Origin of the sequence: Plantibacter lichenum (assembly GCF_050587525.1) — a bacterium.
In the GTDB taxonomy this organism is placed as follows: Bacteria; Actinomycetota; Actinomycetes; order Actinomycetales; family Microbacteriaceae; genus Plantibacter.
The window spans coordinates 620,624-643,746 of sequence record NZ_JBOBFT010000001.1; the positions used below are offsets into that span (position 1 = coordinate 620,624).

27 protein-coding genes and 1 pseudogene are annotated in these 23,123 nt (G+C 63.5%); 15 read left to right on the plus strand and 13 right to left on the minus strand.

Annotation, left to right across the window (positions count from 1 at the left end):
- Positions 1 to 186: 186 nt before the first annotated feature.
- Both ACQ3HB_RS02675 and ACQ3HB_RS02680 read right to left on the minus strand, forming a co-directional pair.
- Positions 187 to 1,074: a hypothetical protein gene (locus ACQ3HB_RS02675; RefSeq protein ID WP_430917483.1), complete on the minus strand. Its 888-nt coding sequence runs from the start codon at positions 1,072 to 1,074 to the stop codon at positions 187 to 189.
- Between the two features lie 141 nt (positions 1,075 to 1,215).
- Positions 1,216 to 1,851 (minus strand): hypothetical protein, encoded by a 636-nt coding sequence (locus tag ACQ3HB_RS02680; protein ID WP_430917485.1) that lies wholly within the window; start codon positions 1,849 to 1,851, stop codon positions 1,216 to 1,218.
- Positions 1,852 to 2,808: 957 nt separating this feature from the next.
- Between ACQ3HB_RS02680 and ACQ3HB_RS02685 the strand changes: the two genes are divergently transcribed.
- From ACQ3HB_RS02685 to ACQ3HB_RS02695, 3 genes are all read left to right on the plus strand, one after another.
- Complete coding sequence (locus ACQ3HB_RS02685; RefSeq protein WP_430917487.1) at positions 2,809 to 3,180, plus strand: hypothetical protein; 372 nt, start codon at positions 2,809 to 2,811, stop codon at positions 3,178 to 3,180.
- Between the two features lie 221 nt (positions 3,181 to 3,401).
- On the plus strand, positions 3,402 to 3,701 hold the full coding sequence (locus ACQ3HB_RS02690; protein WP_430917488.1) for a hypothetical protein: 300 nt from the start codon (positions 3,402 to 3,404) through the stop codon (positions 3,699 to 3,701).
- Between the two features lie 433 nt (positions 3,702 to 4,134).
- Positions 4,135 to 4,563, plus strand: a complete 429-nt coding sequence (locus ACQ3HB_RS02695; RefSeq protein ID WP_430917490.1) for a GNAT family N-acetyltransferase — start codon at positions 4,135 to 4,137, stop codon at positions 4,561 to 4,563.
- Between the two features lie 107 nt (positions 4,564 to 4,670).
- Here the strand turns inward: ACQ3HB_RS02695 and ACQ3HB_RS02700 are convergent, their stop codons facing one another.
- The 4 genes from ACQ3HB_RS02700 to ACQ3HB_RS02715 all read right to left on the minus strand — a co-directional run bounded on the left by ACQ3HB_RS02700 (position 4,671) and on the right by ACQ3HB_RS02715 (position 8,396).
- Positions 4,671 to 4,901 (minus strand): hypothetical protein, encoded by a 231-nt coding sequence (locus tag ACQ3HB_RS02700; protein ID WP_430917492.1) that lies wholly within the window; start codon positions 4,899 to 4,901, stop codon positions 4,671 to 4,673.
- A 439-nt stretch (positions 4,902 to 5,340) separates the two neighbouring features.
- Entirely contained in the window at positions 5,341 to 6,531 is a 1,191-nt protein-coding gene (gene guaB / locus ACQ3HB_RS02705) for an IMP dehydrogenase (RefSeq protein ID WP_430917493.1), read from the minus strand.
- Positions 6,532 to 6,587: 56 nt separating this feature from the next.
- Positions 6,588 to 7,010 carry a MarR family winged helix-turn-helix transcriptional regulator gene (locus ACQ3HB_RS02710; protein ID WP_430917495.1) on the minus strand — a complete coding sequence of 141 codons (423 nt, stop codon included), beginning with the start codon at positions 7,008 to 7,010 and terminating at the stop codon, positions 6,588 to 6,590.
- Between the two features lie 132 nt (positions 7,011 to 7,142).
- A complete protein-coding gene (locus ACQ3HB_RS02715) occupies positions 7,143 to 8,396 on the minus strand; it encodes an amidohydrolase family protein (RefSeq protein ID WP_430917497.1) in 1,254 nt (417 codons plus the stop codon).
- Between the two features lie 118 nt (positions 8,397 to 8,514).
- Between ACQ3HB_RS02715 and ACQ3HB_RS02720 the strand changes: the two genes are divergently transcribed.
- Together ACQ3HB_RS02720 and ACQ3HB_RS02725 are read left to right on the plus strand one after the other, a co-directional pair.
- Positions 8,515 to 9,081 carry a TetR/AcrR family transcriptional regulator gene (locus ACQ3HB_RS02720; protein WP_430917499.1) on the plus strand — a complete coding sequence of 189 codons (567 nt, stop codon included), beginning with the start codon at positions 8,515 to 8,517 and terminating at the stop codon, positions 9,079 to 9,081.
- 424 nt (positions 9,082 to 9,505) lie between these two features.
- A complete protein-coding gene (locus ACQ3HB_RS02725) occupies positions 9,506 to 11,866 on the plus strand; it encodes a sulfatase-like hydrolase/transferase (protein WP_430917501.1) in 2,361 nt (786 codons plus the stop codon).
- Positions 11,867 to 12,353: 487 nt separating this feature from the next.
- On the opposite strand, the gene ACQ3HB_RS20535 is transcribed toward ACQ3HB_RS02725, so the two are convergent.
- Complete coding sequence (locus ACQ3HB_RS20535) at positions 12,354 to 13,325, minus strand: DUF7507 domain-containing protein (RefSeq protein WP_476742048.1); 972 nt, start codon at positions 13,323 to 13,325, stop codon at positions 12,354 to 12,356.
- Positions 13,326 to 14,449: 1,124 nt separating this feature from the next.
- Here ACQ3HB_RS20535 and ACQ3HB_RS02735 point away from each other — a divergent pair.
- Together ACQ3HB_RS02735 and ACQ3HB_RS02740 are read left to right on the plus strand one after the other, a co-directional pair.
- The gene (locus ACQ3HB_RS02735; RefSeq protein ID WP_430917505.1) at positions 14,450 to 14,689 is read left to right on the plus strand and encodes a hypothetical protein; all 240 of its coding nucleotides are present in this window, start codon (positions 14,450 to 14,452) and stop codon (positions 14,687 to 14,689) included.
- 87 nt (positions 14,690 to 14,776) lie between these two features.
- Positions 14,777 to 15,346, plus strand: a complete 570-nt coding sequence (locus tag ACQ3HB_RS02740) for a TetR/AcrR family transcriptional regulator (protein WP_430917506.1) — start codon at positions 14,777 to 14,779, stop codon at positions 15,344 to 15,346.
- A 232-nt stretch (positions 15,347 to 15,578) separates the two neighbouring features.
- Here the strand turns inward: ACQ3HB_RS02740 and ACQ3HB_RS02745 are convergent.
- The 3 genes and pseudogenes from ACQ3HB_RS02745 to ACQ3HB_RS02755 form a co-directional block, all read right to left on the minus strand.
- Positions 15,579 to 16,039, minus strand: a pseudogene (locus ACQ3HB_RS02745) (transposase); the annotation flags it as partial.
- Positions 15,991 to 16,617, minus strand: coding sequence for an SDR family NAD(P)-dependent oxidoreductase (locus tag ACQ3HB_RS02750; RefSeq protein ID WP_430917757.1), 627 nt, complete (start codon positions 16,615 to 16,617; stop codon positions 15,991 to 15,993). The gene ACQ3HB_RS02750 and the pseudogene ACQ3HB_RS02745, both read right to left, overlap by 49 nt.
- A gap of 544 nt (positions 16,618 to 17,161) precedes the next feature.
- Positions 17,162 to 17,350 carry a hypothetical protein gene (locus tag ACQ3HB_RS02755; protein ID WP_430917508.1) on the minus strand — a complete coding sequence of 63 codons (189 nt, stop codon included), beginning with the start codon at positions 17,348 to 17,350 and terminating at the stop codon, positions 17,162 to 17,164.
- 147 nt (positions 17,351 to 17,497) lie between these two features.
- Here ACQ3HB_RS02755 and ACQ3HB_RS02760 point away from each other — a divergent pair, with 147 nt between their 5' ends.
- Positions 17,498 to 17,812: a DUF7882 family protein gene (locus ACQ3HB_RS02760; protein WP_430917509.1), complete on the plus strand. Its 315-nt coding sequence runs from the start codon at positions 17,498 to 17,500 to the stop codon at positions 17,810 to 17,812.
- Between the two features lie 197 nt (positions 17,813 to 18,009).
- Positions 18,010 to 18,297: a DUF7882 family protein gene (locus ACQ3HB_RS02765; RefSeq protein ID WP_430917511.1), complete on the plus strand. Its 288-nt coding sequence runs from the start codon at positions 18,010 to 18,012 to the stop codon at positions 18,295 to 18,297.
- A gap of 16 nt (positions 18,298 to 18,313) precedes the next feature.
- Here the strand turns inward: ACQ3HB_RS02765 and ACQ3HB_RS20540 are convergent, their stop codons facing one another.
- Positions 18,314 to 18,757 carry a DUF7882 family protein gene (locus tag ACQ3HB_RS20540; protein ID WP_476742049.1) on the minus strand — a complete coding sequence of 148 codons (444 nt, stop codon included), beginning with the start codon at positions 18,755 to 18,757 and terminating at the stop codon, positions 18,314 to 18,316.
- 142 nt (positions 18,758 to 18,899) lie between these two features.
- On the opposite strand from ACQ3HB_RS20540, the gene ACQ3HB_RS02775 reads away from it, so the two are divergent.
- The 3 genes from ACQ3HB_RS02775 to ACQ3HB_RS02785 all read left to right on the plus strand — a co-directional run bounded on the left by ACQ3HB_RS02775 (position 18,900) and on the right by ACQ3HB_RS02785 (position 20,029).
- The gene (locus tag ACQ3HB_RS02775) at positions 18,900 to 19,217 is read left to right on the plus strand and encodes a hypothetical protein (protein ID WP_430917514.1); all 318 of its coding nucleotides are present in this window, start codon (positions 18,900 to 18,902) and stop codon (positions 19,215 to 19,217) included.
- 261 nt (positions 19,218 to 19,478) lie between these two features.
- Positions 19,479 to 19,793, plus strand: a complete 315-nt coding sequence (locus ACQ3HB_RS02780) for a hypothetical protein (protein WP_430917517.1) — start codon at positions 19,479 to 19,481, stop codon at positions 19,791 to 19,793.
- A 35-nt stretch (positions 19,794 to 19,828) separates the two neighbouring features.
- Positions 19,829 to 20,029 (plus strand): hypothetical protein, encoded by a 201-nt coding sequence (locus ACQ3HB_RS02785; protein ID WP_430917519.1) that lies wholly within the window; start codon positions 19,829 to 19,831, stop codon positions 20,027 to 20,029.
- Positions 20,030 to 20,647: 618 nt separating this feature from the next.
- On the opposite strand, the gene ACQ3HB_RS02790 is transcribed toward ACQ3HB_RS02785, so the two are convergent.
- Positions 20,648 to 20,920: a hypothetical protein gene (locus tag ACQ3HB_RS02790; RefSeq protein WP_430917520.1), complete on the minus strand. Its 273-nt coding sequence runs from the start codon at positions 20,918 to 20,920 to the stop codon at positions 20,648 to 20,650.
- Between the two features lie 142 nt (positions 20,921 to 21,062).
- On the opposite strand from ACQ3HB_RS02790, the gene ACQ3HB_RS02795 reads away from it, so the two are divergent.
- The 3 genes from ACQ3HB_RS02795 to ACQ3HB_RS02805 are packed head-to-tail and all read left to right on the plus strand — an operon-like array spanning position 21,063 to position 22,259.
- A complete protein-coding gene (locus ACQ3HB_RS02795; RefSeq protein WP_430917522.1) occupies positions 21,063 to 21,308 on the plus strand; it encodes a hypothetical protein in 246 nt (81 codons plus the stop codon).
- Positions 21,292 to 21,837 carry a hypothetical protein gene (locus ACQ3HB_RS02800; RefSeq protein WP_430917523.1) on the plus strand — a complete coding sequence of 182 codons (546 nt, stop codon included), beginning with the start codon at positions 21,292 to 21,294 and terminating at the stop codon, positions 21,835 to 21,837. Before ACQ3HB_RS02795 ends, ACQ3HB_RS02800 begins: the two co-directional genes overlap by 17 nt.
- A complete protein-coding gene (locus ACQ3HB_RS02805) occupies positions 21,834 to 22,259 on the plus strand; it encodes a hypothetical protein (RefSeq protein ID WP_430917525.1) in 426 nt (141 codons plus the stop codon). The genes ACQ3HB_RS02800 and ACQ3HB_RS02805 overlap by 4 nt, the downstream gene beginning before the upstream one ends.
- A 212-nt stretch (positions 22,260 to 22,471) precedes the next feature.
- Here the strand turns inward: ACQ3HB_RS02805 and ACQ3HB_RS02810 are convergent, their stop codons facing one another.
- Positions 22,472 to 22,756 (minus strand): histone-like nucleoid-structuring protein Lsr2, encoded by a 285-nt coding sequence (locus ACQ3HB_RS02810; protein ID WP_430917758.1) that lies wholly within the window; start codon positions 22,754 to 22,756, stop codon positions 22,472 to 22,474.
- Positions 22,757 to 23,123 lie beyond the last annotated feature (367 nt).

The window sequence follows — 23,123 nt, forward strand, 5'->3', positions numbered from 1 at the left end:
CTACGGTGCAGAGCCGATCATTGCTTCTCCGTTCATCACGCCAACAGCAACTAGGGCGTGTCTGTTAATGCTGCTGTCCAGTGGATGACGGCATTAACAGACACGCCCTAGTTGAGATCAAGGAGACGCTTGAACTGCCGTCCTTCTGCGGTCGAGGTCAAGGGTGCCGCTAGCGGCTGAGGTCGACTACTCGCTCGATACAGCCGAGAGCCACCGCGTTGCCATCCCAGCGATGTGCACATGGACTCGCGCAAGATGCCGAGCCTCGGCATACGATTCGACAGCGAGCCGCCCAGTATGCGCCACCTGGTTCCTCGACTCGAACAGCTTCGCGAGCTTTCTGTAGTGCGCAAGGTGGTCAAGCTTATAGCTGCGATCGAGAATCGACATGGCCACTTTATCGTAGAGATCCGCGGCAGAGGACGTCGATGGAGAGGGTTTTCCGAACAGGACGGCGGCGAGCTTTGCATCACCGCGTTGGGTGAGGCTGCTCGTGAGCACGCTTTTCGCGTGAGACTCAACAGCTATTGCGGCAAGGAGCACCGCGGTCTCGGCGTCGTTGGACTCTGCATGCTGTGCCCAGAACTTAGCTTGACCGAGCAGGCGCTCCGTCAATCCAATCCCGTTCTCAAGCGCCAGCTGAGCGGCGGCGGAAGTGACCGGCTGGTAGATGATCGTTGCTTCCGCGGGTGGCCAGTGGTTGAGTCCGACCCAGGCTCCGTCCTTGATGCGTTTCTCGAACGACACAAACGCGGGACGCTGACCGACCAAGCCGGCAGCGGGATAGCCAGATCGAATAGCATCAGAGAGCCTGGTCGCGGCCACGAGCATCGCCTCGGCTGCCCGGTCGATTTCGCTCGCGTCAGCGACGGTGGCTTCGACCGTTATGAGACCAGGCGCTCCGACGCTCGCGCCGGCCAGGGCCTCTCCTATTCTCCCGAGCGAAACCCCGATCAACACTCCTTCCACAGTGGTTGCCAAGACCCGATCGAAGAGCGAGACCTCCACCATCGGAGTGGATTTCAGTCGCTTGTCAGGAGCCGGATCAAGCGTTCCGCGCAAACTGATCGTCATGTGGCGAGCCTATTCGCGATCGGAGGGAGCAGCAGTCCTCACACTGCCCGACTCATTCATAGCAAGGCGACCCGCTGGTAGGGCGTCTCCGCGAAGCGTGGGGATACCGCGTCCGGTAGACGAGCAGGTGAGTTTTCTCGTTCAGGCCTGCAGAAAGCTGTCGAGAGCGCTGACTGCTGCTTCAGGATTGCCGCCTTGCGCGAGCCAATCGACCGGCGTAGTCAAACGGCCGTCGTGACGCAACCTCTGTTGCGGTGTGGCCATAAACCCCTGCACGCTGGCAGGATGCATGTCACTTGGGAGCGCGTTCACTAGAGCTGCCAAATTCGGGAGAAGAAACCGGGCCGGGTCGTCGGTGAACTGCCAGAGCGGATAGCGACGTTCCCTTCCAGCGATGAAGCTGTAGAGGGCCCCGTCTGACTGGAGCTCGCCAACCTTGGAGACGTCGACGCCGAGCCCCACCGCAACCTCCGCCTCACTCAGCGAGTCGACAATCGCCCCGAGTCGTGTCGCTCGCACCGTTTCGGCAAGCTCACCTCGCCGGACGGAAGCCTCAGTCTCAGCGAGCTCGTCGGGTGAGAACGCGCCAGACTCAATCAGGTACGCAGCCTGATCGACGGAGAGTGTACCGCCGAGGGGCTGTCGCTGATCGATGATTCCAGTCATCTCGCGAAGGAGGGCGACAGCGAGATCATGGCCATTGTCGTGCGACAAGGCGGCATCGACAAATTCCTGGACACTCGTCTGCAGTTCCTGTTGAGCCGTTGTGTCGGACATGCCGCCTCCCGAGTACCGGCGTCGAGAACCGGAACTCTTTTCCATGGTACGAGGGAGGGAGTGCATGCTCAACGGCTCCATGGCTGGTTTCGCGGCTATGCAGAGCGGGAGTCGAACTCGTGTGCCGCCGTGCAAGTCAGGCGGTGACCCGCATCGGAGATGTGGACCGCCGCAGCGAAATCCTTCAATCGCTGCCCGACGCGCACAGATCGCCACAACACCCGTCCCGCCATCGTTCGACTCGATGGCTCCGCTCTCGCTCCAGGACGCCACTGCGGTTGCCATCGGACTAGCAGCCAGCGTTGCTAAAACCTAGTCGGACGTCTTATTATTTTTCTACGTTTCAAATGATTGCCCGCTCTCAGGCCAGGAGCAGCTCGTAATTCACCGCTGGCCAGAGGTCAGCGTCAACGGCAGGAAAGGACACGGTTTGGAAACGTCATGGGAGATGTGGGTCAGAGCAGCGAAAACGTTTGCGGCATTGGCGCAGAGCGCGAAGCTTCCAATCGGTCGGCTTGACCCTGCCGGCAGACACACCCACCCTGCGGAAGACGAGCACGGTTGGGCCGTCCCTGTTGTCTATCGATGGATGCCCGGCGCCGAGCCATTGCGAAAAGTCATCATGGTCACAACGGACGGCCGCCTCCACGCAGTGCGACACACTGCCGGATTTGCCACACTCGGAGAGGTGACGGCAGCAAGCGCGTGGGGCCAGGCCGAGGTAACACCCATGGAAGGTGAAACGTTCTCGGCTGCACTGGCCTCGTACGTCACAGCCCACGCGCTGCCGGCCCACTGATGTGCCGAACCTCACGAACTAGACGACGGCCGGCAGCTCTCTCGAGATCGAAAGCCTCCTCGTCGCAGTCAGAGGGCGAGATCCATCGCGCCCAGATCGATGCAGTCAGAGCGCAACGAGAACGCGTCCAGAAGGCGCATGCGCATCTGACTGTGAAGATGGCGGCGATGCTCGCGTTCGTCGGTGTTGCTCTGTTGGCTGTTATCGACCCGAACGGGTTCCTTGCCCGCGACGAGGTGAGTGTTGGCGCGCGGTATTGGGCGATTTTCGCGGTCGGGTTCGCGCTGCTCGTCGGGTTCATTGCGCTCACCTTGGGTGACTTCCCTGGGCGCAAAGGAATGGCGGCGCTCGAGTCCGCGATCCTCAGCGGCAGCCCGGAGGACCTACTCATCACGGAGCTGGCACAGGCTCGATATGAGGCGCGCATGTTCGCTCATCGAACGACCGCCGTGATCGTGTCGTACACGGTGACGCTGACGGCCGTGGTCGTGGTGATGCTGTTGGGCATGTTCAGCGACCGCGTTTCTTGAGACGCCGGGGCGCTCGGCGGGCTGTTGAGCACTGACAGCAGCGGTAGTTCCTTCCCGCACCCGTTGGACGGTCGATCGCCTCCCCGGGTGTTCGCCGTCACCAGCGACATCAACGTCGCAATCGAAGTGCGTTGAGTCAAACGCTCAGGTCGGCGAGGACCGGAGTATGCCCCGGCTACGCTGCACGAATGAAAGTACGAGCGCGCGCATTGACTGGGCTGATGACCATTCCCACCGAGGACCGGCTCCCGGTGATCGCCGACGGCCTGCGGCTGTTGGTCGAGCACATCACGGAGCTGCAGGCGAGCGCTCAGGTGTTGAGAGGTGCAGGCCGAGATCGCTCGGCGAACATCATCGATGGCGTGCTCGCGGAAGAGTGCGCAAAAGTCTTGATCCTTCTCGAGCGAAACGACGCAAGACCACACTCGCCGACTACTCCGGCCTCCCACCGAGCACAACAGAACGATCCAGCGGCCCACCCCGCTGACCTGGCCCACTCGTACTTTCTACCTCTCCTATAGAAGAGGTACCGCACCACCGAACAGACCGTCGCGCCCGAAACCACGGCGCGGCGGTCTTCTGCACGCCAGAACGCTGCCACCAGACGACTCCAGACCACTTGGCAACGCAAAAGGCCCCCGATTCCTCGGGGGCCTTTCGTTTTCGGAGAGTTTCGCGAACTGATTCACTCAGTTTCGCAAACTCCCCTCCGGTGGGGACTTTGCGAATCTCATCTGGGTTCTACTTTCCGCGGGTCTCAGACCGCCGGTTTTCCGCGGATCCTCCGCTAAGGTTCGAGAATTCCTCTCGATACAAATGCATGTACGCGGCAGCACCCTTGCTTGCTTGCTCGGTTGGTTGCCTGCGGGCGGGCTAGTCGCGCTGAAAGAGGGCATTGGTGGAAACGTTTGACGGTCTCTCTGCGCGCCGTCGGCGGAGCGTCTGCATGCGACCATGGCCGCCATCCGCAACGACGTTCAAATGGACTCAACTTCGCTTGCTGACATCGCTGTCGCCCATCGGAGCGCAACGAGTCCTGAGTCGCTTGCCCAACTCGCATCGGTGATCACATTGGCCAAGAAACACCGGCAGACGCTTGGCTTCCTTCCCGACGCGGCATTCTCTGCCGCAGCTGAAAGCGGCAACCTGGTTGTCGCCCACGCATCAGACGTACTCGTCGGGTACGCGCTGTACCGGATCACTCGGTCGACGATCAAGCTGACTCACGTGTGTGTGGACCACAGCGCGCGTGGGCGACAGCTCGGCCAGGCACTGATCTGGCAGGTTGTGTCTGCGCACCCTCACTCGACCGGCGTCATGGAGAGCGCTGGCCTGTCTCCGTTGTCGGAGGCGGCTGGGCGCAGCGCGAAGGGCCTCCCTTAAACCCTGTGGTTCCAGCAGCTGGGTGGGCTCGACCTGTGGTATCAGTTCCCAAACACCGCTCGCTTTGGCCAAATGCCGCTGCGATCAGCAGCTCCCTCCCTCTCTCCTCAGTCGCTGGCCAACCTCGCGGCGAATTCGTTCTCCACGTCGATGTAGTGGTCGTTCGCGACGTCGTACACGACCTCGTGGATCGTACCGCCGGCGAAGGCGAATCGGCCCAGCTGGGTGCGGATGCGCGCGGTGTTGACGGCCTGATCGTCGATGTATGACGTGAGTTCGCCGAGCGCCTCGCCGTGCTCACCGTTGCCGTCCTTGACGAATCCGACACCGCCGACCATCGGCGGGGACTCGTGAGTTCTTCCGGCCTTGGCCGAGGCGCAGCTCACAAACGTCGTTGCGCCGGTTGAGACAGATTCGGTTTCGGTGGTGAGCTCTGAGCCGTCGTCGAGCGCAAGTGTCAGTGGGAGCGCCTGGTAGAGCGATCGACCAGCTCAGAATCGATCGTTTGTGGCGTTGCCTTTGGGCAAAGCGAAGTCCAACGACGCGCCGCTGCGCCTACCCAAGCCCCTAGATAGAGCGATTCGAGTCGGTGGGGCGTTGACCGATTGAGACCGTCCTGCAGCTTTCGGGACGCTCGGCCTTCCGGCGCTTTGGCACCCGAAAATGATCGGTTTTTAGAGCGATCCACGTCGAGCATCGACGTCGAATCGGCCGACGGCCAGTATTGCCCGCGTCTAACTGTTCCCAGGCGGCGGTTCGGCTTCGAAGGTGCCGGCGCTATGCACGATAGTTGGGGGCTTCAATCACAGCTTCGAGATGATGTGGATGGGACTCTGTGAGTCCCGCAGCGGTGATCCGTATGAATCGCGCGCGAGATTTGAGGTCGCTGACGTCGCGGGCGCCGACATAGAACATCGACTGCCGAAGTCCTCCGACGAGCTGGTGAAGGACGTCGCGAAGCGCTCCGCTATACGGTATCCGCCCCTCGATACCCTCGGGGATGAGCTTGTCGTCCGATCCGACATCGGCCTGGAAGTAGCGGTCTTTCGAGTACGAGGTGCGTGCACCACGGGTCTGCAACGCACCGAGCGACCCCATGCCGCGATAGCTCTTGTACATTCTGCCGTCTACCGTTAGGCGCTCGCCCGGACTCTCCTCCGTGCCAGCCAGAAGCGAACCGAGCATCACGGTATCGGCGCCCGCGACGAGAGCTTTCGCGATGTCACCCGAGTACTGCAGGCCCCCATCAGCGATGATGGGCACTCCCGCCTGCCGCGTGGCCAGAAAAGCCTCGTATACGGCGGTGATCTGCGGAACGCCCACACCCGCGACGATGCGCGTTGTGCAGATGGATCCGGGACCGACGCCGACCTTGACGGCATCGGCCCCCGCCTCGATGAGCGCTCTCGCACCGTCGCGGGTCGCAGCCTGCCCCCCGATCACGTCGACACCGTCGAAGGCGGGATCCTCCTTGATCTTTCGGACCATGTCGATCACACCCTGGCTCTGTCCGTTGGCGGTGTCGACGACGATGACATCTACACCCGCTTCGAGAAGAGCACCAGCCCGCGCCCAGCCATCGCCGAAGAACCCGATGGCGGCGCCGACGCGCAAACGCCCGACATCGTCCGTGGTCGCTCGGGTATCCGCGCCACCCTCTGAACAGGGTTCCGCCTGCTTGACCTGGTCGACCATCGACGCCTGGTCGGAGATCGAGAGATTTCGATGCAGAATTCCGAGTCCGCCGAGCCTGGCCATCGCGATCGCCATCGTGGCCTCCGTGACCGTGTCCATCGCCGCCGAGAGCAGTGGGACGCCAAGGGAGACCCGCCTGGTCAATCGGGACCGGGTATCGACCTCACTCGGAATCACATCGGTATGCCCCGGGAGGAGCATCACGTCGTCATAGGTGAGCCCAATCGGGCCAAAGGGCTCGTGATCAACCGAAGGATCGGTCTCTCGGTTCATGATGCGCTTCTTTCACAGGGGTCGGAGGGGACGAACGTGCCGGGCGGGGCGGTCTGCTATCCGGAGGTCGCGATCCGCAGGAGGAGACGGTGGAGCGTCTCCCGCTGTGGCATGGACAGAGCGTGCAGCAGCTCGTCCTCGATGCCGGCCAACCGCTCGAAGGTGGTGTCAAGCACGACAGTGCCTTCGGGTGTGAGCGCGACGATGTGACGCCGCCGGTCTGCATGGTCTCGGCGTCGGAGCACGAGGCCGCGCTCCTCCAGCTCGTTGAGGAGTCCCACGACGTTGCTGGCATCCAGTCCGAACACGCGCGTGATGTCCTGTTGCGCCAAATCTCCGCGCTCCTGCAGGAGCGTGAGCACCAGGAGCTGTCGGTGGGTGATGTCGCCGGGTTGCGCCGACGCATCCAAAGCTCGCCAGCCGGCTCGCGCCAGATAGCTGACGAGCGGAAGCGTGCGGCCGTTTGCCATCCATGTCATATCGTTGGTCTACCGTCAATCATTTGCTGTCCACAAACTATCACGACCGCCATGCTGAGAAGCGGGGGTCATGTCCCGTCTGCGCTGGCTACCCACCCGTCTGGACGCGGCGCGCAACATCTCCGGGTGCGCTCACACTCGCTTGAGCGCTGTGCCGCGGCGCCAGATCTGGCGGATGTTGAGCGTGTCGGAGATGTCCGTGGTGGGGTCGCCGTCGACGAGGAGGAGGTCGGCGCGCAATCCCTCCTGGATCCGTCCGCGGTCAGTGAGCCCGAAGCGGCGAGCGGGTGTCGCGGTGGCCGCGCGAAGCGCTTCCACCGGCGTGAGGCCGGCCTGGACGAGCATCTGAAGTTCGTGATGGACGCTCGCGCCATGAGCCATGCCGCCGAGCGCAGGTAGCGGGAAGGAGACGTCTGTGCCGACGAGGATGTCGACACCTGCCGCGTGTAGCGCCTTGATCGACGCGAACACGTCATCGAGATCGCCCTGGGGGTAGCAGTTGTAGCTGCCGTTCAAGGTCGCGATCCAGGATTCGTCGAGCGATGAGTTCACACGGGGGTCCGCGGCGAACTCGGTTGCCGTGATGCCCATCATGGAGGCGTTCAACACCAGGCACGGAACGATGAAAGCACCGGACGCTGCAACCTGGTCGATGACCGCCTCGGAGTGGGGCCCGTCCATGAACAGGTGCACCAATCCGTCGATGCCAGCGTTCACCGCCGTCATCGTTGCATCAATGGTCAGGGTGTGTGCGACGGTGAGGAGCTGGAGGCGATGCGCCTCCGCGACGCCCGCCATGACGACGTCGTCTCCAAGGAGCGGAAGCCCCGGCGCTCCCTCGACCGTTCCATCGTCGATCATGAACTTGATGTAGTCCGACCCGGTTGCAGCGAGCTGGGGGATGAACGCGACGGCTTCTTCCGGAGTCGTGGAGAACGGCATCACGATGTCCTGCCAGGCATTCGCGCCGTCAGCGTCGTCGGCGTCCGCCCAGGGGGCGTCGTCACCCTCTTCCCCGTGGTCGCTACCCATCAGTTCGCTCGGGTGACCGCCGGGAGGGGTGATGCCGAATCCCGCGGAACGGACGTCGGCGAGGCGGTCGTCGTCCGTGATGCGGGCTCGATTGTCCCGGGTGAACATGCCCTGCATCTCCAACTCGGTGGTCACGCCGAACGACAGCGCGAGTTCGAGCCCCTCGACGGACGTGTGGACGTGAGAGTCAATGAGCCCGGGAACCAGCGTGCCCCCATCGGCGTCGACGACCCGCGCGTCGCTCGGCACGGCATCGCCGACGTCGACGATGCGTCGATCCTCGATCACGACGGTGGTCGCGTCGAGGATCCGTTCGCCGTCGAACACTCGGGCGTTGATGATTGCGGTCTGCACAGTGGTTCCTTGTCTCTCGGGAATGTCTCGCTCGGCAGTCTATACAAAAAAGTAGTGACTACGTATTTTGAGTGAGTTTAATTTCGAGACTGATACGCGTATGCCGTAGGCTGGCACCATGGCGGAGACGGGTGGATTGCGGGAGCGCAAGCGTGCACAGACGAGACGCGCTTTGCAGCAGGCGGCGATCACGCTCTTCCTCAAGCGCGGCTTCGATCAGGTCACGGTCGCCGAGATCGCCGATAAGGCGAACGTCGCCCTGACGACGCTCTTCACGTACTACCCGGCCGGGAAGGTCGCCCTCGTCTTCGACCGCGAGGAGGACCGGGGAGCGGCACTCACCCAGGCCATCGAGCATCGTCCCGCCGGCACCGATCCGTTGAGCGCAGTGGAGGCGTTCATGGCCAGCCGTCTACCATTCGCGGGCGACCACGGCGAACGAAGCGAGCTCCTGGACCTCATTTACTCCACCCCGCAGCTGCGCGCCCACGTCCGCCAGAACTGGATCGATTGCGAAGACATCCTGGCGACAGAGCTCACCGCGAACGACGGGCTCGACCAGTCGGAGGCCCGGGCACTGGCCCGATTCATCCTGGAGAGCCCGGACATCGCCGCACGAGAACCGTCACCGGGTGCAGCACTGCAGACGACCTTCACCAACCTCCGTCGCGGCTGGGGCCTCTGAACCAGCGACCCGCCTCGCCTGCTCCGAACCGTCAAACCAAGCCTTCGACCCCAGATTCAGGTCGCGGAATGGGGCTCATCGACGCCTCATTTCTAGCCGAATTCATGTTGCGTCGGTCTGGTCATCCCTACTGAGGACCATGCACAATTTGGACATCGGGATTGTGCTGATCGTTGCACTCATGCCCGTCTCGGCGTTCCCTCTGCTTATTACAACGGAGGGTACCGAGGGAACCTCATCCAAGGGGGCCCGTGGGCAAAGTGGGCTGTCCCGACCAAGCACAGGTTGGTCGCCCGGACGTGAGTGCCGCTGCGGGTCCAGGGGCATCTCACCCGGATCGGGTCTACCCGGCAGTCCGCTACCTTCCTTGACTGGTGGGGACGGCTTCGCGGTTGGCGCGAACGATGTTGGAGAGGGGTATCGCATGGTTGAGGTGCAGCGTCAGGTCCTACCGATCGCAGATGCGAAGCAGATCGGACTCACGACCTACACGACGACCGACCCGGACACGAGCTTCCCGCCGATCGTCCCGCTCCGCCCGCCGAAAGACGCCCCCAACGTGCTCGTCATCCTGCTCGATGACGTCGGCTTCGGGGCGTCGAGTGCGTTCGGCGGACCGTGCGCGACACCGACGGCCGAACGCCTCGCGGCGTCAGGTTTGAAGTACAACCGCTTCCACACCACCGCACTGTGCTCGCCGACCAGGGCGGCATTGCTCTCCGGTCGCAACCATCACGCGGTCGGCATGGGAGCGATTACCGAGATGGCTACATCTGCTCCGGGCTACAACTCGCTCCGCCCGAACACGTGCGCGCCGCTCGCTGAGATCCTTCGTCTGAATGGGTACTCGACTGCTCAGTTCGGCAAATGCCATGAGGTGCCGGTCTTCGAGTCGAGCCCCATCGGGCCGTTCGACCATTGGCCGCACCCTGGCGGCGGATTCGAGCACTTCTATGGCTTCATCGGAGGCGAGAACAACCAGTGGCACCCAGCGCTGTACGAGCAAACGACGCCCGTCGAACCGTGGGGGACGCCGGAGGAGGGCTACCACCTGATGAGCGACCTCGCCGATCACACGATCCTTTGGATCAAGCAGCAGAAGTCAATGGCGCCCGACAAGCCGTTCTTTACCTACCTCGCGCCGGGCGCGACGCACGCCCCGCATCACGTCCCGCAGGAGTGGATCGCGAAGTACAAGGGACGGTTCGACGGCGGTTGGGATGCCCTCCGCGAGGAGATGTTCGCCAGGCAGAAGTCGCTCGGCGTCGTCCCGCAAGACGCCGAATTGACGGCGAGGCCGTCGGAGATTTCCGCCTGGGAGGACCAGCCGGAAGCGCTCAAGCCTGTGCTGGCTCGCGAGATGGAGGTCTACGCGGCCTTCCTCGAGTACGCGGACCACCACGTGGGCCGGGTAATCGACTCGCTCGAAGACCTCGGAATCCTCGAGGACACGCTCGTCTATTACATCATTGGCGACAATGGCGCCTCCGGCGAAGGCACGCTCATCGGGACGACGAACGAGATCATGGTGTCGGAGGCGCCGGATCTCTCTACACCGGAGTGGCTCATCGACCGCATCGACGAGCTCGGTACCCCGAAGGCGTACAACCACTACGCCGTCGGCTGGGCGCACGCGATGGACACGCCGTACCAGTGGACCAAGCAGATCGCCTCGCACTTCGGCGGCACCCGCAACGGGACGATCGTCCACTGGCCGTCGAAGATCAAGTCAGCAGGGGAGATCCGCACCCAGTTCCACCACGTCATCGATCTGGCGCCCACCGTGCTCGAAGCGGCAGGCATCCCGTTCCCCACCTCTGTGAACGGCGTCCAGCAGGAGCCGCTGCACGGCGTAAGCATGGCTTACAGCTTCGACGATGCGCAGGCGGCGGAACGTCACGAGACCCAGTACTTCGAGATGATGTGCAACCGCGGGATCTACCACAAGGGATGGACGGCGGTCACGAAGCACGCGACCCCGTGGCAGTTCTCCGGTCGGAGCGAAGATCTCGAAGCCGACGTCTGGGAGCTCTACGACACGAACACCGACTGGACGCAAGCGCGGGACCTCGCCGCTGAGCAACCCGAGAGGCTCGCGGCGCTGCGGCGGCTGTTCGACATCGAAGCGGTCAAGTACAACGTGCTGCCCCTCGAACCGCGCTTCGCTGAACGGTTCAACCCGGAGCTCGCCGGCCGGCCGAACCCGGTGATCGGGAACTCGCAAATCCTCTACGGCGGCATGCACCGCCTGCAGGAGAACGTCGTGATGAACCTCAAGAACAAGACCCATTCGGTCACCGCCGAGATCATCGTCCCGGACGCGGGTGCGGTCGGGGTGATCATCGCCCAGGGCGGTCATACAGGCGGCTGGTCCCTCTTCACCCTCAACGGCGCGCTGCGCTACGCCTACAACTTCACCGGCGCGCGGATGTATACGATCGGCAGCGACACGCCCCTCCCGGCGGGGACCCACCAGGTGCGCATGGAGTTCGTCTACGACGGCGGCGGCATCGGCAAAGGCGGCGATGTGACGCTGTACGTGGACGGAGCCGCGGTCGGCCGGGGGCGCGTCGACCGGACGCACTGGGGCATCTTCTCGATGGACGAGACCACCGAGGTCGGGAGCGACGCCGGTGCACCCGTGACCGAGGACTACGGGCCGTCCGGCAATGAGTTCACGGGCACCGTCAGCTGGGTGCAGCTGGACATCGACCCGGCCGCCGAGGACCACGACCACCTCATCTCGCCGGAAGAACGCTTCCGAGTGGCGATGGCCAAGCAATAACTCGTCCACCCGGCTCCGTTCTCTCGATTAGGTCGAACGTGAGAAGCGCTTGGCAACCGTGGCCGACTGACTTAAGGTATGTACGTTGAGGTCGGATTGACTCGGTCGCTCGGCTGGATGTTGTAAAGACGAAGGCTTCGGCTGCACTTGCAACCTGTGTAGCCGTTCTCGCTGTTGTCGTCTGCGTTCTGGCAGTGACGGTGAAGCTCCCGACGCTCGACATGATTGCTGGAGGTGGCCGGCTGTTGTTGGCGGGCGCGCCGATCGGTGCCGGTCTTGCGTCACAGAAGAGATCGACCACATAACAGCGGTCCCAGATGGGCTCCACCCGACGCACGTCGATCGGCTCCGCCTCGAAGGCGAGTTTCGCGCGCGAGTCATCTATTTACACCCACCGGTTCCACCTCCAAAAGCGACGTGCCTGTGCTGCGCGGGTGGATGACCTACCGACAAGCACCAGCGTGCGCGCGGTAGGCACCGGCATCGTTCAGCGGGAACCCTTCCGAGTTCGCCGCCAGTGCACTGCGCCAGCGAGAATCAGGGCAATTCCCCCGAAGAATGGGAACGCGACGTTGAATCCACCTTTGGCAAGTTCGGGTGCCGTCGAAGCGCCGCTGACAGGTGGCGTGGTGCTGGTCGGGGTCGTGGACGGTGGTTCCGTTGGGGTGGTTGCGGTGAGAATGATCGTCGCGTCCGCCGGCGGAGAGGTCACGGTGCCACCGTTCCCGGAAGCGGTCGCGATGTTCGTGACTGAACCCGCGGACGTGTCCGCCGCGGTCACAATATACGAGCCGTGACAGACCGTGCTCGAACTAGGCTGGTCTGCCGGCTGCAGGGTGTCGCTGTCGCAGGCAACTCCGGAGAGTTTGTTGTCGACGACAGCGATGTCTGTGACGGTCGTGGGCGATTCGTTGGAGACGATGTATTCGTACAGGACGGTGTCACCCGTCGTGTAGGGGGCGCTGTCATCGACGTGCTTCTGCAGGGATAGCGATACGGGACTGCCGAGCGGCGTGGTGACTTCCGAAGGAGGCGAATTGACCGCTCCGCCCGGGCTCGTGCCGGTGGCGATCGCCGTATTGACGACGTAGCCGCGTGCCACGTCCGCAGTCGTGACCAGGTACTCGCCGGTGCAGGTGACCGATTCGCCGACACCGAGAGTCGTGGTCGGGCAGCTGATTGAAGCGACGAGTGGGTCCGCGATCGTCAGATCGGTGAGGGGCCCGCCGCCGCTGTTGGTGGCGACGAACTCGTACGGGATGGTGTCGCCGATGCCGTACACGGGGGGCGGCCCGGGGTGGACGGTGACTTGTTTGACCAGGTCCAGCGCGGGCAGCGGTTCGAGGGCTTGCACTTTTACCGTGCGGATCAGGTGCACGTCGGTGAATCCGCCGGTGGAGGCCGCGAAGCCGAACTTGTATGTCGCTGGCACTGGTTGTGGTGCGTCGAAGGCGAGCACCTGCTGTGGCCCTGCGCCGAAATCGACTGAGACCGTGACCTGAGGGTCCGGCGCTGGAGTGATCACGATGGTTACGGTCCGTTTCGACGGCTCGAGAAGCGCGGCCGCGTCGGCTGCAGTGGTTCCCGCGGGAATGCTGGTCAACGGCCCGTGCAGTTGTCCGGGCAACATTGACGGCCACGGGCTGGTTGTCGACGAGTTCGATGTGGTCGCGGCGAGGAAGCAGTAACCGTCCGCACCGTCACCGGGTCCGCGAACGGTGACCATGTTCGTGCCTGGGGCAGGGGCTCGGAACCCGGTGCCTGCTGGTGAACGCGTCGGGCAATTCTGTCCGCGATGCTCCCAGTCCCCGAAGTAGTTGCCAAGCACATCCATCCCGATGCCGAGATAGCCGTGATTCACTCCGGGTATGAGGGTGTTCGCTGGGTTGTCGTCTGGGAGTTTCTGCGCGTATCCGAGGCTCCCACCGAATGCTCCGGGGTCATCGAGGGTTGCGGCGCCGTCGACGAGGAAGAAGGAGATGCCGTCCGCGGGAGCGGGCGTTTGGGTGCCGCCATACTGCCACTGCTCGAACGAGATTTCCACACCGCTGGTCGAGGGAATCGGTTGCGCGGACAGGACAGCGCCCGCCTGATTGTTCGACGCGTCCGTCAACCGCAAGTACCCGTCCGGCGCGCCGCCCTGCGGCGGTACAGGCCCAGTGGCGGTCGCCGCGCACCCGGACAGGACGTGTGCGCCGGCCGCCGGCTCGGGACCGACCGGAGCACCGGTCAGACACGCCGACCCGTACCCGTCGATCGACGGGATCACGGCAGCACCACGAAAGTCCTCATCCAACAGGACGGGGCCTGCCGGTTGCGCCACGGCAGCCGCCCCACCCGTGAAGATCAGGGCGAGCAGCATCGCACCGGCCAACGCACCTACGTGCCTCGCCCGGCGAAGACCAGCCCGGTCGACCCCCTCGGTCATAGGCCATACAGTACACGTCATCCGTCGTGACGCGACAGGGGCGTCTTGAGGGATTCGGCGGCGAAACCTCGCCAACAGCGCGCACCACCGGAACGAAATCCTTCAGCGTCGGCAGACACGTACTCGTTTCCGAGAGGCCTGCAAAGCTCATGGCCATGCCCGTCGTCACTCCGACAGACGCGAAGATCCTTGGTCGCGCCTACGACAATCAAGTCGACGTTGCGATCGCACGATGCGATCGCGGCCCCGAGCTCTTCCTCAGCACCAAGACCATGGTGTCGTCGTTCGGTAAGAACCTCAGCAACCGGTTCGAGGAGGCCTACGGCGACGCGGGCAACCTCCGGACCTGCTACCCCCTCGCCGCCGTCCAATTCCACGTCAGAGTTCCTTCGTAGTTATTGAGTCGTCAGTCAAGGCGATGCTTAAGGTATGCTCGACTCAACGGGTTGTCAACTGACCAATCAGTAAATAAGATCGGGCGTATGGTCGTCCGCAACCCAGAGGATAAGAAGCGCAGCCTCCTCGAGGCCGCGCTAATCGAGTTCGCCGCAAAGGGACTCGTTGGCACCCGCACTGAGGACATTGCTTCCAGGGCGGGATGCAGCGCCGGACTGGTCTACACCTACTTCGGCAGCAAAGAAGGGCTCTTTGACGCCGTCCTCGACGACATCACCGCACGCACCGTTGAATTCATGCCGATCACACCCGAAGACCTTCCCGGGTATGCCGCGCGGCTCTACGAGGCCGGCGCCCACTCCGCGGACGTCGACCGCTTCGCGGGATGGTACGAACTCCAGCGTGGCCCCGACAACGCGTCCCGCCTCGCCGTCGAAGAGGCGACGCGCAAGAAGATTCAAGCGGTCGCTGCCGCGCTCGACGAGGGCACGATCGAGAGCCCCCTAGCAGCTCCTGAGCTGGTCCTGACCGTGCAGACCATCGCCCGAATGTGGGCGCTGCAGCCCCGCGAAATTGTCAACGCGGTAGGAGGCGACCTGGATTCTCGCAGCAAAGCAGTGCGCACCGCCGTCGAATCCCTAGTCACCAAAAACTGAATGCCAGAAGCCTGGTAGCCACAAACGATAGTCTCGGCAGATCAGCGACTCCGCCGCTGGTCAGGACGCTCCGACAGGTTTCGTGAGAACGACAAAAACGTCACCGAGGCCCTCATCGAGGAGCTGGGCGGGAACTAGCCCGCCCCGCTCCAGCACTCGCTCTGCGGCTCGAGAACCATCATTTACGACCTGAGGCCCACCTGTCTCAGCAACGTACGGCAAGTTCAACTGGTCATTGCACCGGGTCTGTTTCCGAGGGTATCGCGGCTGGGTCGGTGGTAGTGCGGTGGGCTTCGTAGCTGGCGTACGAGGTGGCCCATTTGAGGACTTTGCGGGGGCGCTCGTTGATACGTCCGGCGAAGGTGTCGAGGTCCGCCGGGGTGAAGCGGCGGAGGTCTGAGCCCTTGATGAGGTATTGGCGAAGGAGCCGGTTGGCACATCGGCGAATGCTGTCGTGAGCGCGATGCGCACAGCGTCGGCTTTGTATCCGTCGGGAGGGGTACGTCTTTCACGAACCGTGTGCTCCGTTCAACGAGCGTCGCTACGGCAGAGGGCCGTTTACCCATCACGAGGTCACCCTCCCAATGCCCGGTCATGTCTGGCTTCGACACCCGCTGGCCGGGCAATGATGGGAACCATGTTCTTCAGCCTTCCCCGACCGTGCCCTTTCTTGCGTTTCGGACGGCGCAGGCTGCGGTGCCGCGCTGTACGGGTTCACGAAGCTGCACGGGCAGATCCCCGGCGGTCAAGCCGAGTATCTGCGGGTGCAACGCGCTGACGCGAATTGCATCGTGGTCCCACCTGACGGTCCTCACGACCAGTTCCTGTTCCTCAGCGACATCTTGCCAACCGCCTGGCAGGGTATCCAGCTCGCCGACGTGCCAGACGGCGACAGCGTCACCGTGCGCGAGTGATGCTGTCATGCTTGCGAACCCTGCTTTCGTCATGGCATAGGGCATGAGGTTAGGCGACGGGGCATCGCCTTGAACGGAGCTCGTGGTGATGATGGAACCGCCAGCTGGAATGTGCGGAACGACCGCTTTGCTCAGGTGGAAGAACGCGCTGAGGTTGGTCGCGAGCGTGTGGTCCCACTCCTTGTCCGGGATCTCGTCCAGGCTGTTCCGCGTCATCTGATACGCGGCGTTGCTGACGAGGACATCCACGCGGCCGAGCCGGACGACAGTCCGCCGGATGATGTCGCGACAGTGATCTGGATCGGTCAGATCGCCCGAGACGCTGAGTGCGGACTGTCCGCCCCGAGACCGTGTCAGCGGCGTCTTCGCCCTCGCTCAGATAGCTGACGATGATGTCGGCGCCCTCCCTTGCGTAGGCGATCGCCACGGCCTTGCCAATGGGGGTACCCAGGTAAACCGAGAAGCACGCGAGATGCGAGGGGTTGATGCGTTCGACGGCAGAGCATGCCTGTCCGCTGATGGATATACTGCGTTCCACGAATCGGGCCGAACAGCTCGTGAGCTCAGCTGTCGGCGCTCCGGTTCCAGCAGCGTCGGTGAAATACGCTGGTACTCTGGGAGCGGAGTGATGCGTCTGTCATCGATACGCGCGATGTCCTCCCAGTGCACAAGGAAGCTACCTCGGTGCCGCCAACGCAAGGACCGGGCGATGAGGGCGGGACATTCATCGTCGTGCCGTTCGTCACCGAGGAAAGGGGCCGCCGCGTGCGGGCTCACCACGAGGCCGACAAGCGTGGCATCGGCGAGTGGTCCGCTAGGGCGCCCGTCGAGAACGAATCGTGCATCGATCTCGAGGCCGACGGCACGACCGCCAGCATCCAGCGCCTCCCCGTGGAGCAGGTCACGCAGGATCATGGCGGCCTCCGGGGATGCGGGAGATGATGCGATCGCGGATCCACCGCTCCACCCAGGTGACGTCGAGGGTTGAACCGGCGACGCCGAGCCGCACGGTGATCCCGATCTCGGCGATCCGATCCCAGGGGATGCGGTGGAGTCGAGGGCGCTCCCTGTCGTGTGGAAGCGCCCTCAACCTCCACTCTAGAAGCCAGGGCAACATGTGGGGCCACATCGGTCGGACATTGTCAGCGCGGTCGCGTAGTCTGCGAGTAGCCGCTTTGGGTGGGTTTCGCAGTTGCAGGACCGCCGTCATGTCGGCGAAACAAAGACGAGGCCGTTCATGGGCACGATCACGTATGGCTCCGCTAACCAAACTGTTTCGCTTGATGATGATGTGCTGGCGCACATCAAGGCTGTCGCGGTGATGAAGTTGCGGCGAAATGAATCCTTCACGATCTCTTGGACTCGCACTCCGCCGCACACCGGTCGGGTATCGATCTGGGTGCACCCGTCGATTTCGTTGCAGTTCGAGTTTGAGAGCGCCGAGCGCACGGAACTGGACCGCGGGCTGCTCGAGGAACTGATGCAGCACGCGAACCAGACCGGCGATCTCCGCGTCGCCCTTCCCTCTGCGTCGGCCGACACCTCGATCTGACCTGTCCTGCGCTGGCTTCTCGCCAATCGATGCAGTTCGCTACGCGCATGCAGACCGCGCGTCACGTGCAGCTCCTGGTCGCGCCCGGAAGTTCGCACGAGCCCGCGTGCTATAGCTTGCCCGGTGCCGCTTGGCAATGCCCCCCTGCTGCGCGTCCTGGTGACGTACTGTGCTGATTCAAGGAAGAAGGGGACGAGATGGTGGGTGTGCTTCGAATCGGGCCAGCCGTCCGCTATACCTTCAGCGATGAATCCCTCGCCTACCTGCAAACGGTGATGGTCAGTCATCTGTTGAACCATAACCCGTTCACACTGCATGTGCAGCACGGCCACGTGGAATCACCCACCACGATCGCAATCACCGAAAAGACACCGATCTTATTCTTCTTCGACAGCGAGCAGCCACCCCAGCTCGATTCCGCTACGGTGCGGTGGATGAGCGAGGAGATCGACCTCACCGGTTCACTGCACTTCACCGCACACTGATTCGAGTGCCCCCCAGTCAGACGTTGCGGATCGGAGTGTCTGGGTGATCACTTTCTGGCATCAATTCCAGTCCAGCAGTCGTATAAGAGCGCTCGATCATCGCATTTAACCAAGCCCGGTTGAGGGTAATCTGCCGTGAACCGTCGTAGTGGAATGCCAACGGAATGCCGGTCTCAATCCACATCGCGACTTGGCCGGAGCCCTGATCGACGCCGACGTTCCACGACAACAGGAACGGTTCGGCCTTGCGTAGCTTGGACACGATCACGAGCTGCACGTGCGCCAATGCTCGATCGTCCATCTGGAACCGGTCTTGGCCGTATCGCAAGGATCCCATATCTCCACGCTCATCTCCGGGCGCGCTCGCCCGACGCCAGACTACCCGGCCACAACGTGCAACCGGCTCATTTTTGTATTGAGCCCATGAGGTGTCCCCTCCGGGCGTCGGCATCTTGCACATGCCCGATGCCCCCCCGAATGGGGACTCTTCTGACTGTGCTCCTCTCGTTTCGCCTCATATTAGGGGTTGCCCTGCACGGGATGACCTTGCAGGGCATCCGTGCGAGACGGCACGGCCGGGCGGTCTCGCCTAGTCTGAGGCGGTGAGTGTGGGGACAGCGACGACAGTACTCGTCTGGGTTTCGGCGGCGGTTTTCGTTGCTTGCGTGGTGTTCTGCGTGATGCGCGCCCGCAACCGGGCATGGGTCGTTGAGACGCATCTGGCCCTGCGTGCGCAACCGTTCACGAATCTTCTACTCGCCGCGTTCCTGTTGCTGTGTGCGGGGCTGGTCGGGGTCTTCGGGATCGGGTTCATCGGCCGTGGGACGCTCCTCGGGTGGGCGCTGCTTTTCGCCGCCGCCGGGAAACTCGTCCTCGTGGGATTCTTCGTCTGGGTTGCCACACGACCCTTCAACCCTTGAGTCGCTGTGCACGGCAACGACATGGGGGCACGGACCGCATCCAATCCAAGACTCCCGCCGCTTCGAACCCTGATACCGGGGCCGTCCGCTTCACCCGAAGTTGCGGGCGGTTGGCAGACACCACGTGCGGGCCCTGGGCGACGCAACGATGCTTCTCCTCCACTCAGGACCGCCGTCGCACCTCAAGGTGCGACGGCGGGAAGTGCTCGGCCGATCCGCAACCCCCATCGTCTGTGTGTCGGGTGTCGCTACAGTGCCAGGATGTCCGGTCCCCCAGCCGTAGTACTCAGTGCATGCATCCTCGACGAGTTGCGCCGGTATGGCATTGCGACTGAGTTCGTGGCGGATCTATCCGTGCCGCTCGACGAGTGGGGTGCGATCGCTGTGGCGACCGCGCCGGATATCGGCCGCAGTGTGTTCACGTTTCGGCACGACGGCTACGTGTCCGCGCTCGTGGAGGGGTGGCCGGCCACCCGCGCCGAGCGCGCGTCGCTGTCCACGCAACTCGCCGCTTTAGGCTTCCCCGACGCGCCCGACCGCTCGGTGACATCGGACACGTCGCGGCGCTCCGCCTGACGCCGCCTCCACGGCACCCATCTACGATTGCTCGCATGAGTCAGGAACGGAACTTCGACCCCACACTGGCCGATGACGCCCGCATCCGGCGACGCGGTGGTGAGCACTTGGAGCTGCGGATCCTGCATTGGCCCGATGCGGCAATGACAGCCTGCGAATTCAAGTGCGCTGGGGAGTTCGACCCGGACGTCCTCGACGCCATCGCCGGGCAACTCGAACGCCACGGCATCGCCTAACAGGGCCAAGCCGCGTGGGACCACAACGGCACATTGTGGTCCACCCCGCTACACCCGCTGAGACGTCACTGAGTCGCGCACCACGCGTGGCGGAGGCGACACACACCTCTTGCGTGCCGCCTCCTGAGGGGTGCGTGGACGCGCTGAGGACGCACCACCTGTGCAGACACTCTAGAGACAGCCCCGCACCGCCGGCAAGCCTGACGGCGTGAGTAAGCCTGGTGGCTAAGGTGCGGCATGGGGCGTCGGGGGTCCGTGACAGTCGGCCCAGAGTACTTAGCTGCCGAGGCCCTTCACCCCTCGATATCCGAGCCGCACGCCAAATGGGATCAGCAGCACTCCGAGGATCCAGACAGGGATGCCCGGCGGGTTATTTCGGCTCCCCAGATGGCGAGGGCGAGGACGGCCATGATCTCCACAACGATCGCGAGCCCAAGGAGGGCCCAAGCGTTTCCGCGGGATGGTGTGCGTTCTACCATCAGCTGATTTCCAAGCGCTTCTCCTCGATCTTCTCCTCGATGGCCCGAGACAGAGACACCCTGCGCTCTGGCGACGGCCGCACAGTGATCGACGCCCGCACCGGACCGATCCGAGGCGGGCGTCGACCGGTGAACTGCGCTACTTCTTCCAGTACGCGATCTTGACGATCCATTTGTTCAGCAGCTGGGCGCATCCCCCTGGACTGACGTCGTAGCCGAGTTTGTACAGCTGGTTGATCTTGTCCAGGCGCTTGATTACGCACTCCACCTGCGTGTTGCCGGTCACCGAGACATACTCGACGCCCGCGGCGCTCGCAGCCGGTGCCGTTGCGACTCCACCGGCAAAGATCGCCCCCGCGATGACGGCGGTCGCAGCTGCCCGGCGCAGACGCGAACGAACTGGTGTTCTCATGGTTCCCCCTTGAATTAGATGACGCTTCGAGTCTCGCGGAAGACCGAAGTCATGTGCAACTACGACAACCCGACACAAGGCGAGCGCGGTCGACGGCCCAGCGTTGGTAAGCCCCCGCGCAGAGAGCGACACCGCCGAGGAAGTGCGCGCACTCCTGGACGCAGCGCGGGAGCACTTCACCGTCGCTATCCGTGACGAGGCGCGACCCGACGCAATAGCATTCGACGCGGTCATCGGCGGCTTGCTCAACCGGACCGCGGGTCACACCGTGACGGTCACGGAGTACGAGCGAATCTCCAACGCCGTTTATTCCTACCTCGACGGATATGCCGGCGTGCATGTGGTGGCGCGCGCAGACCACGATCGCGTGGATGGACCTGCTATCTGACCTCCGGGAGGCGGACAGCGACCATTGGTATTCCCCCGCCCGCACCATTTCCAGCCTCGGCTGGGCCCTGGCCGCGGAAAAAACGCTCGTCGTTGTCGTCAACAGCGGAGACCAGCACGGGCTTCGGGCGCTCGTCCGCCCAACTGTGGAGAGCATCGCGGGGCGCAATGCGGACGTTATCGTCCATCTCCAGTGTCGTCTGCAGACTGAAGACCGAGATCTGCACCTGCACGCGACCGTCGAAGACTTCTTCCATCAGTTGGAGGCAGAACCCCCAAAAGACGCAGGCGGCTCACCAAGTCTGGCGGCTCGCGAACTCGTACCGGCTGAGGTCCAAGAGATTCTCGACCATTTCGAGGCACTGCGGATCCCGCTCAGCCACACCGAAGCGCATCTCGTAACGCGCCTGCTCGCTGAGTCGGACACCTTGCCGAGGGCGGCATCGAATGGTTCACCACGGAGTTCACCGTCCTCGTCCACTGTCTGGTCCGTTTCGCCTCCCGGAGCTTGGACCGCGGGCAGAGCATGAAGCGTTCACCCAAGTGGTTCGCCTCCAAGGCACCGTGGCCGGACGAGGCTGTACGCGCCGACGCTATTAACGACGCCCTCATGGGAAACGGCCTGGACTCCACGGTCGAAGATGAGAACGCAGGCGGCCGGGTGGGTATCCGTATCCGCTTCCACCGCTGCCGCTTCGCCATCGAAGTGAAGCGCACCGTCTCATTCCGCGACGACGACGCGCTCGTCGCCGACTACGGCGTCCAGGCGACCCAGTACACGAGTACAGACGTTCCAGTTGCGATCCTCGCTGTCGCCGACTATCACCGCCGCTCAGTCCGGATGGACCTTCCCGCGACCTTCTACCGTCCCCTCACAGCTCGACCCGACCTCTCGCCAGCACGCTCTCACCACCATCCGCATCCAGGCGACCGTCTCGACCCTTTCCACTAACTCGAACAAACGCCTCTGAAGACAAGAGGGTGGAGCGTTGCCCCCTCTGGGCTACTCCGTGGCTGTGCGATAGATTCGCGAGTGAAAGCCCGCAACTACCAGGCTGTTGGGTCACTTGGACCATGCCGAGGACGGCCTATTGAATCTCGAACCAGGGAAGACCGGTGTACCCATCCGGGTGCGTGATGGTCGTGTACCAGTTCATGAATGGATCATCTCACCGAACGTGTGAATTGGCGACGTCGACGCGAATCGAGCGTGACGCTGCGCCTCCCGGCGTCGACATACGGGCGTAGCGTCTCACGCAGCACGGCGGCGTTGTCGTCGCTGAGGTCGATTTCATAGTTCCGCCCGTCGAGGCCGAACCGAATCGTGTCGCCCGTGGCGGCGTCGAGAGTGGCTCCGTCAAGGTCGTCGACGAGCGTGATGACGGTGCGCTGTGCCTTTCCCTTCGTCGTTGAATGGTTTACCGGAAGCGTACAGAGGCCGCAGAGTATGCACTATGGCTCGCCTGTTGGGTCATGCGCGCGTCTTGCCGGTAACCAGGCCGAGGGCGCGGCTTTGTTTTGGTAGGGCGCGTCCTCCAATTCGTCGGCACCATTGGGCCCCGGTGCCGCCGTCGGCCGCTGAGCTGGCATCACCGCTCGCGACCCCAACCTTCTCGCCATCCGCTCTAGCGAGGGTCCGTCCGGTTGACTCGCACTCCAATACTCATGACGAAGGCTGCCGCAAGGATTGTCCCCCCGACGATGTGGCCCCACACCGGGTCTCGCGTGAGTCCGGTTGCCGTCGCGGCAGCCGCGCCGACGACAATCACGATGCTGTAGATCAGACCTGAGCTCCGCTGCGTGACTGGCCCACGCG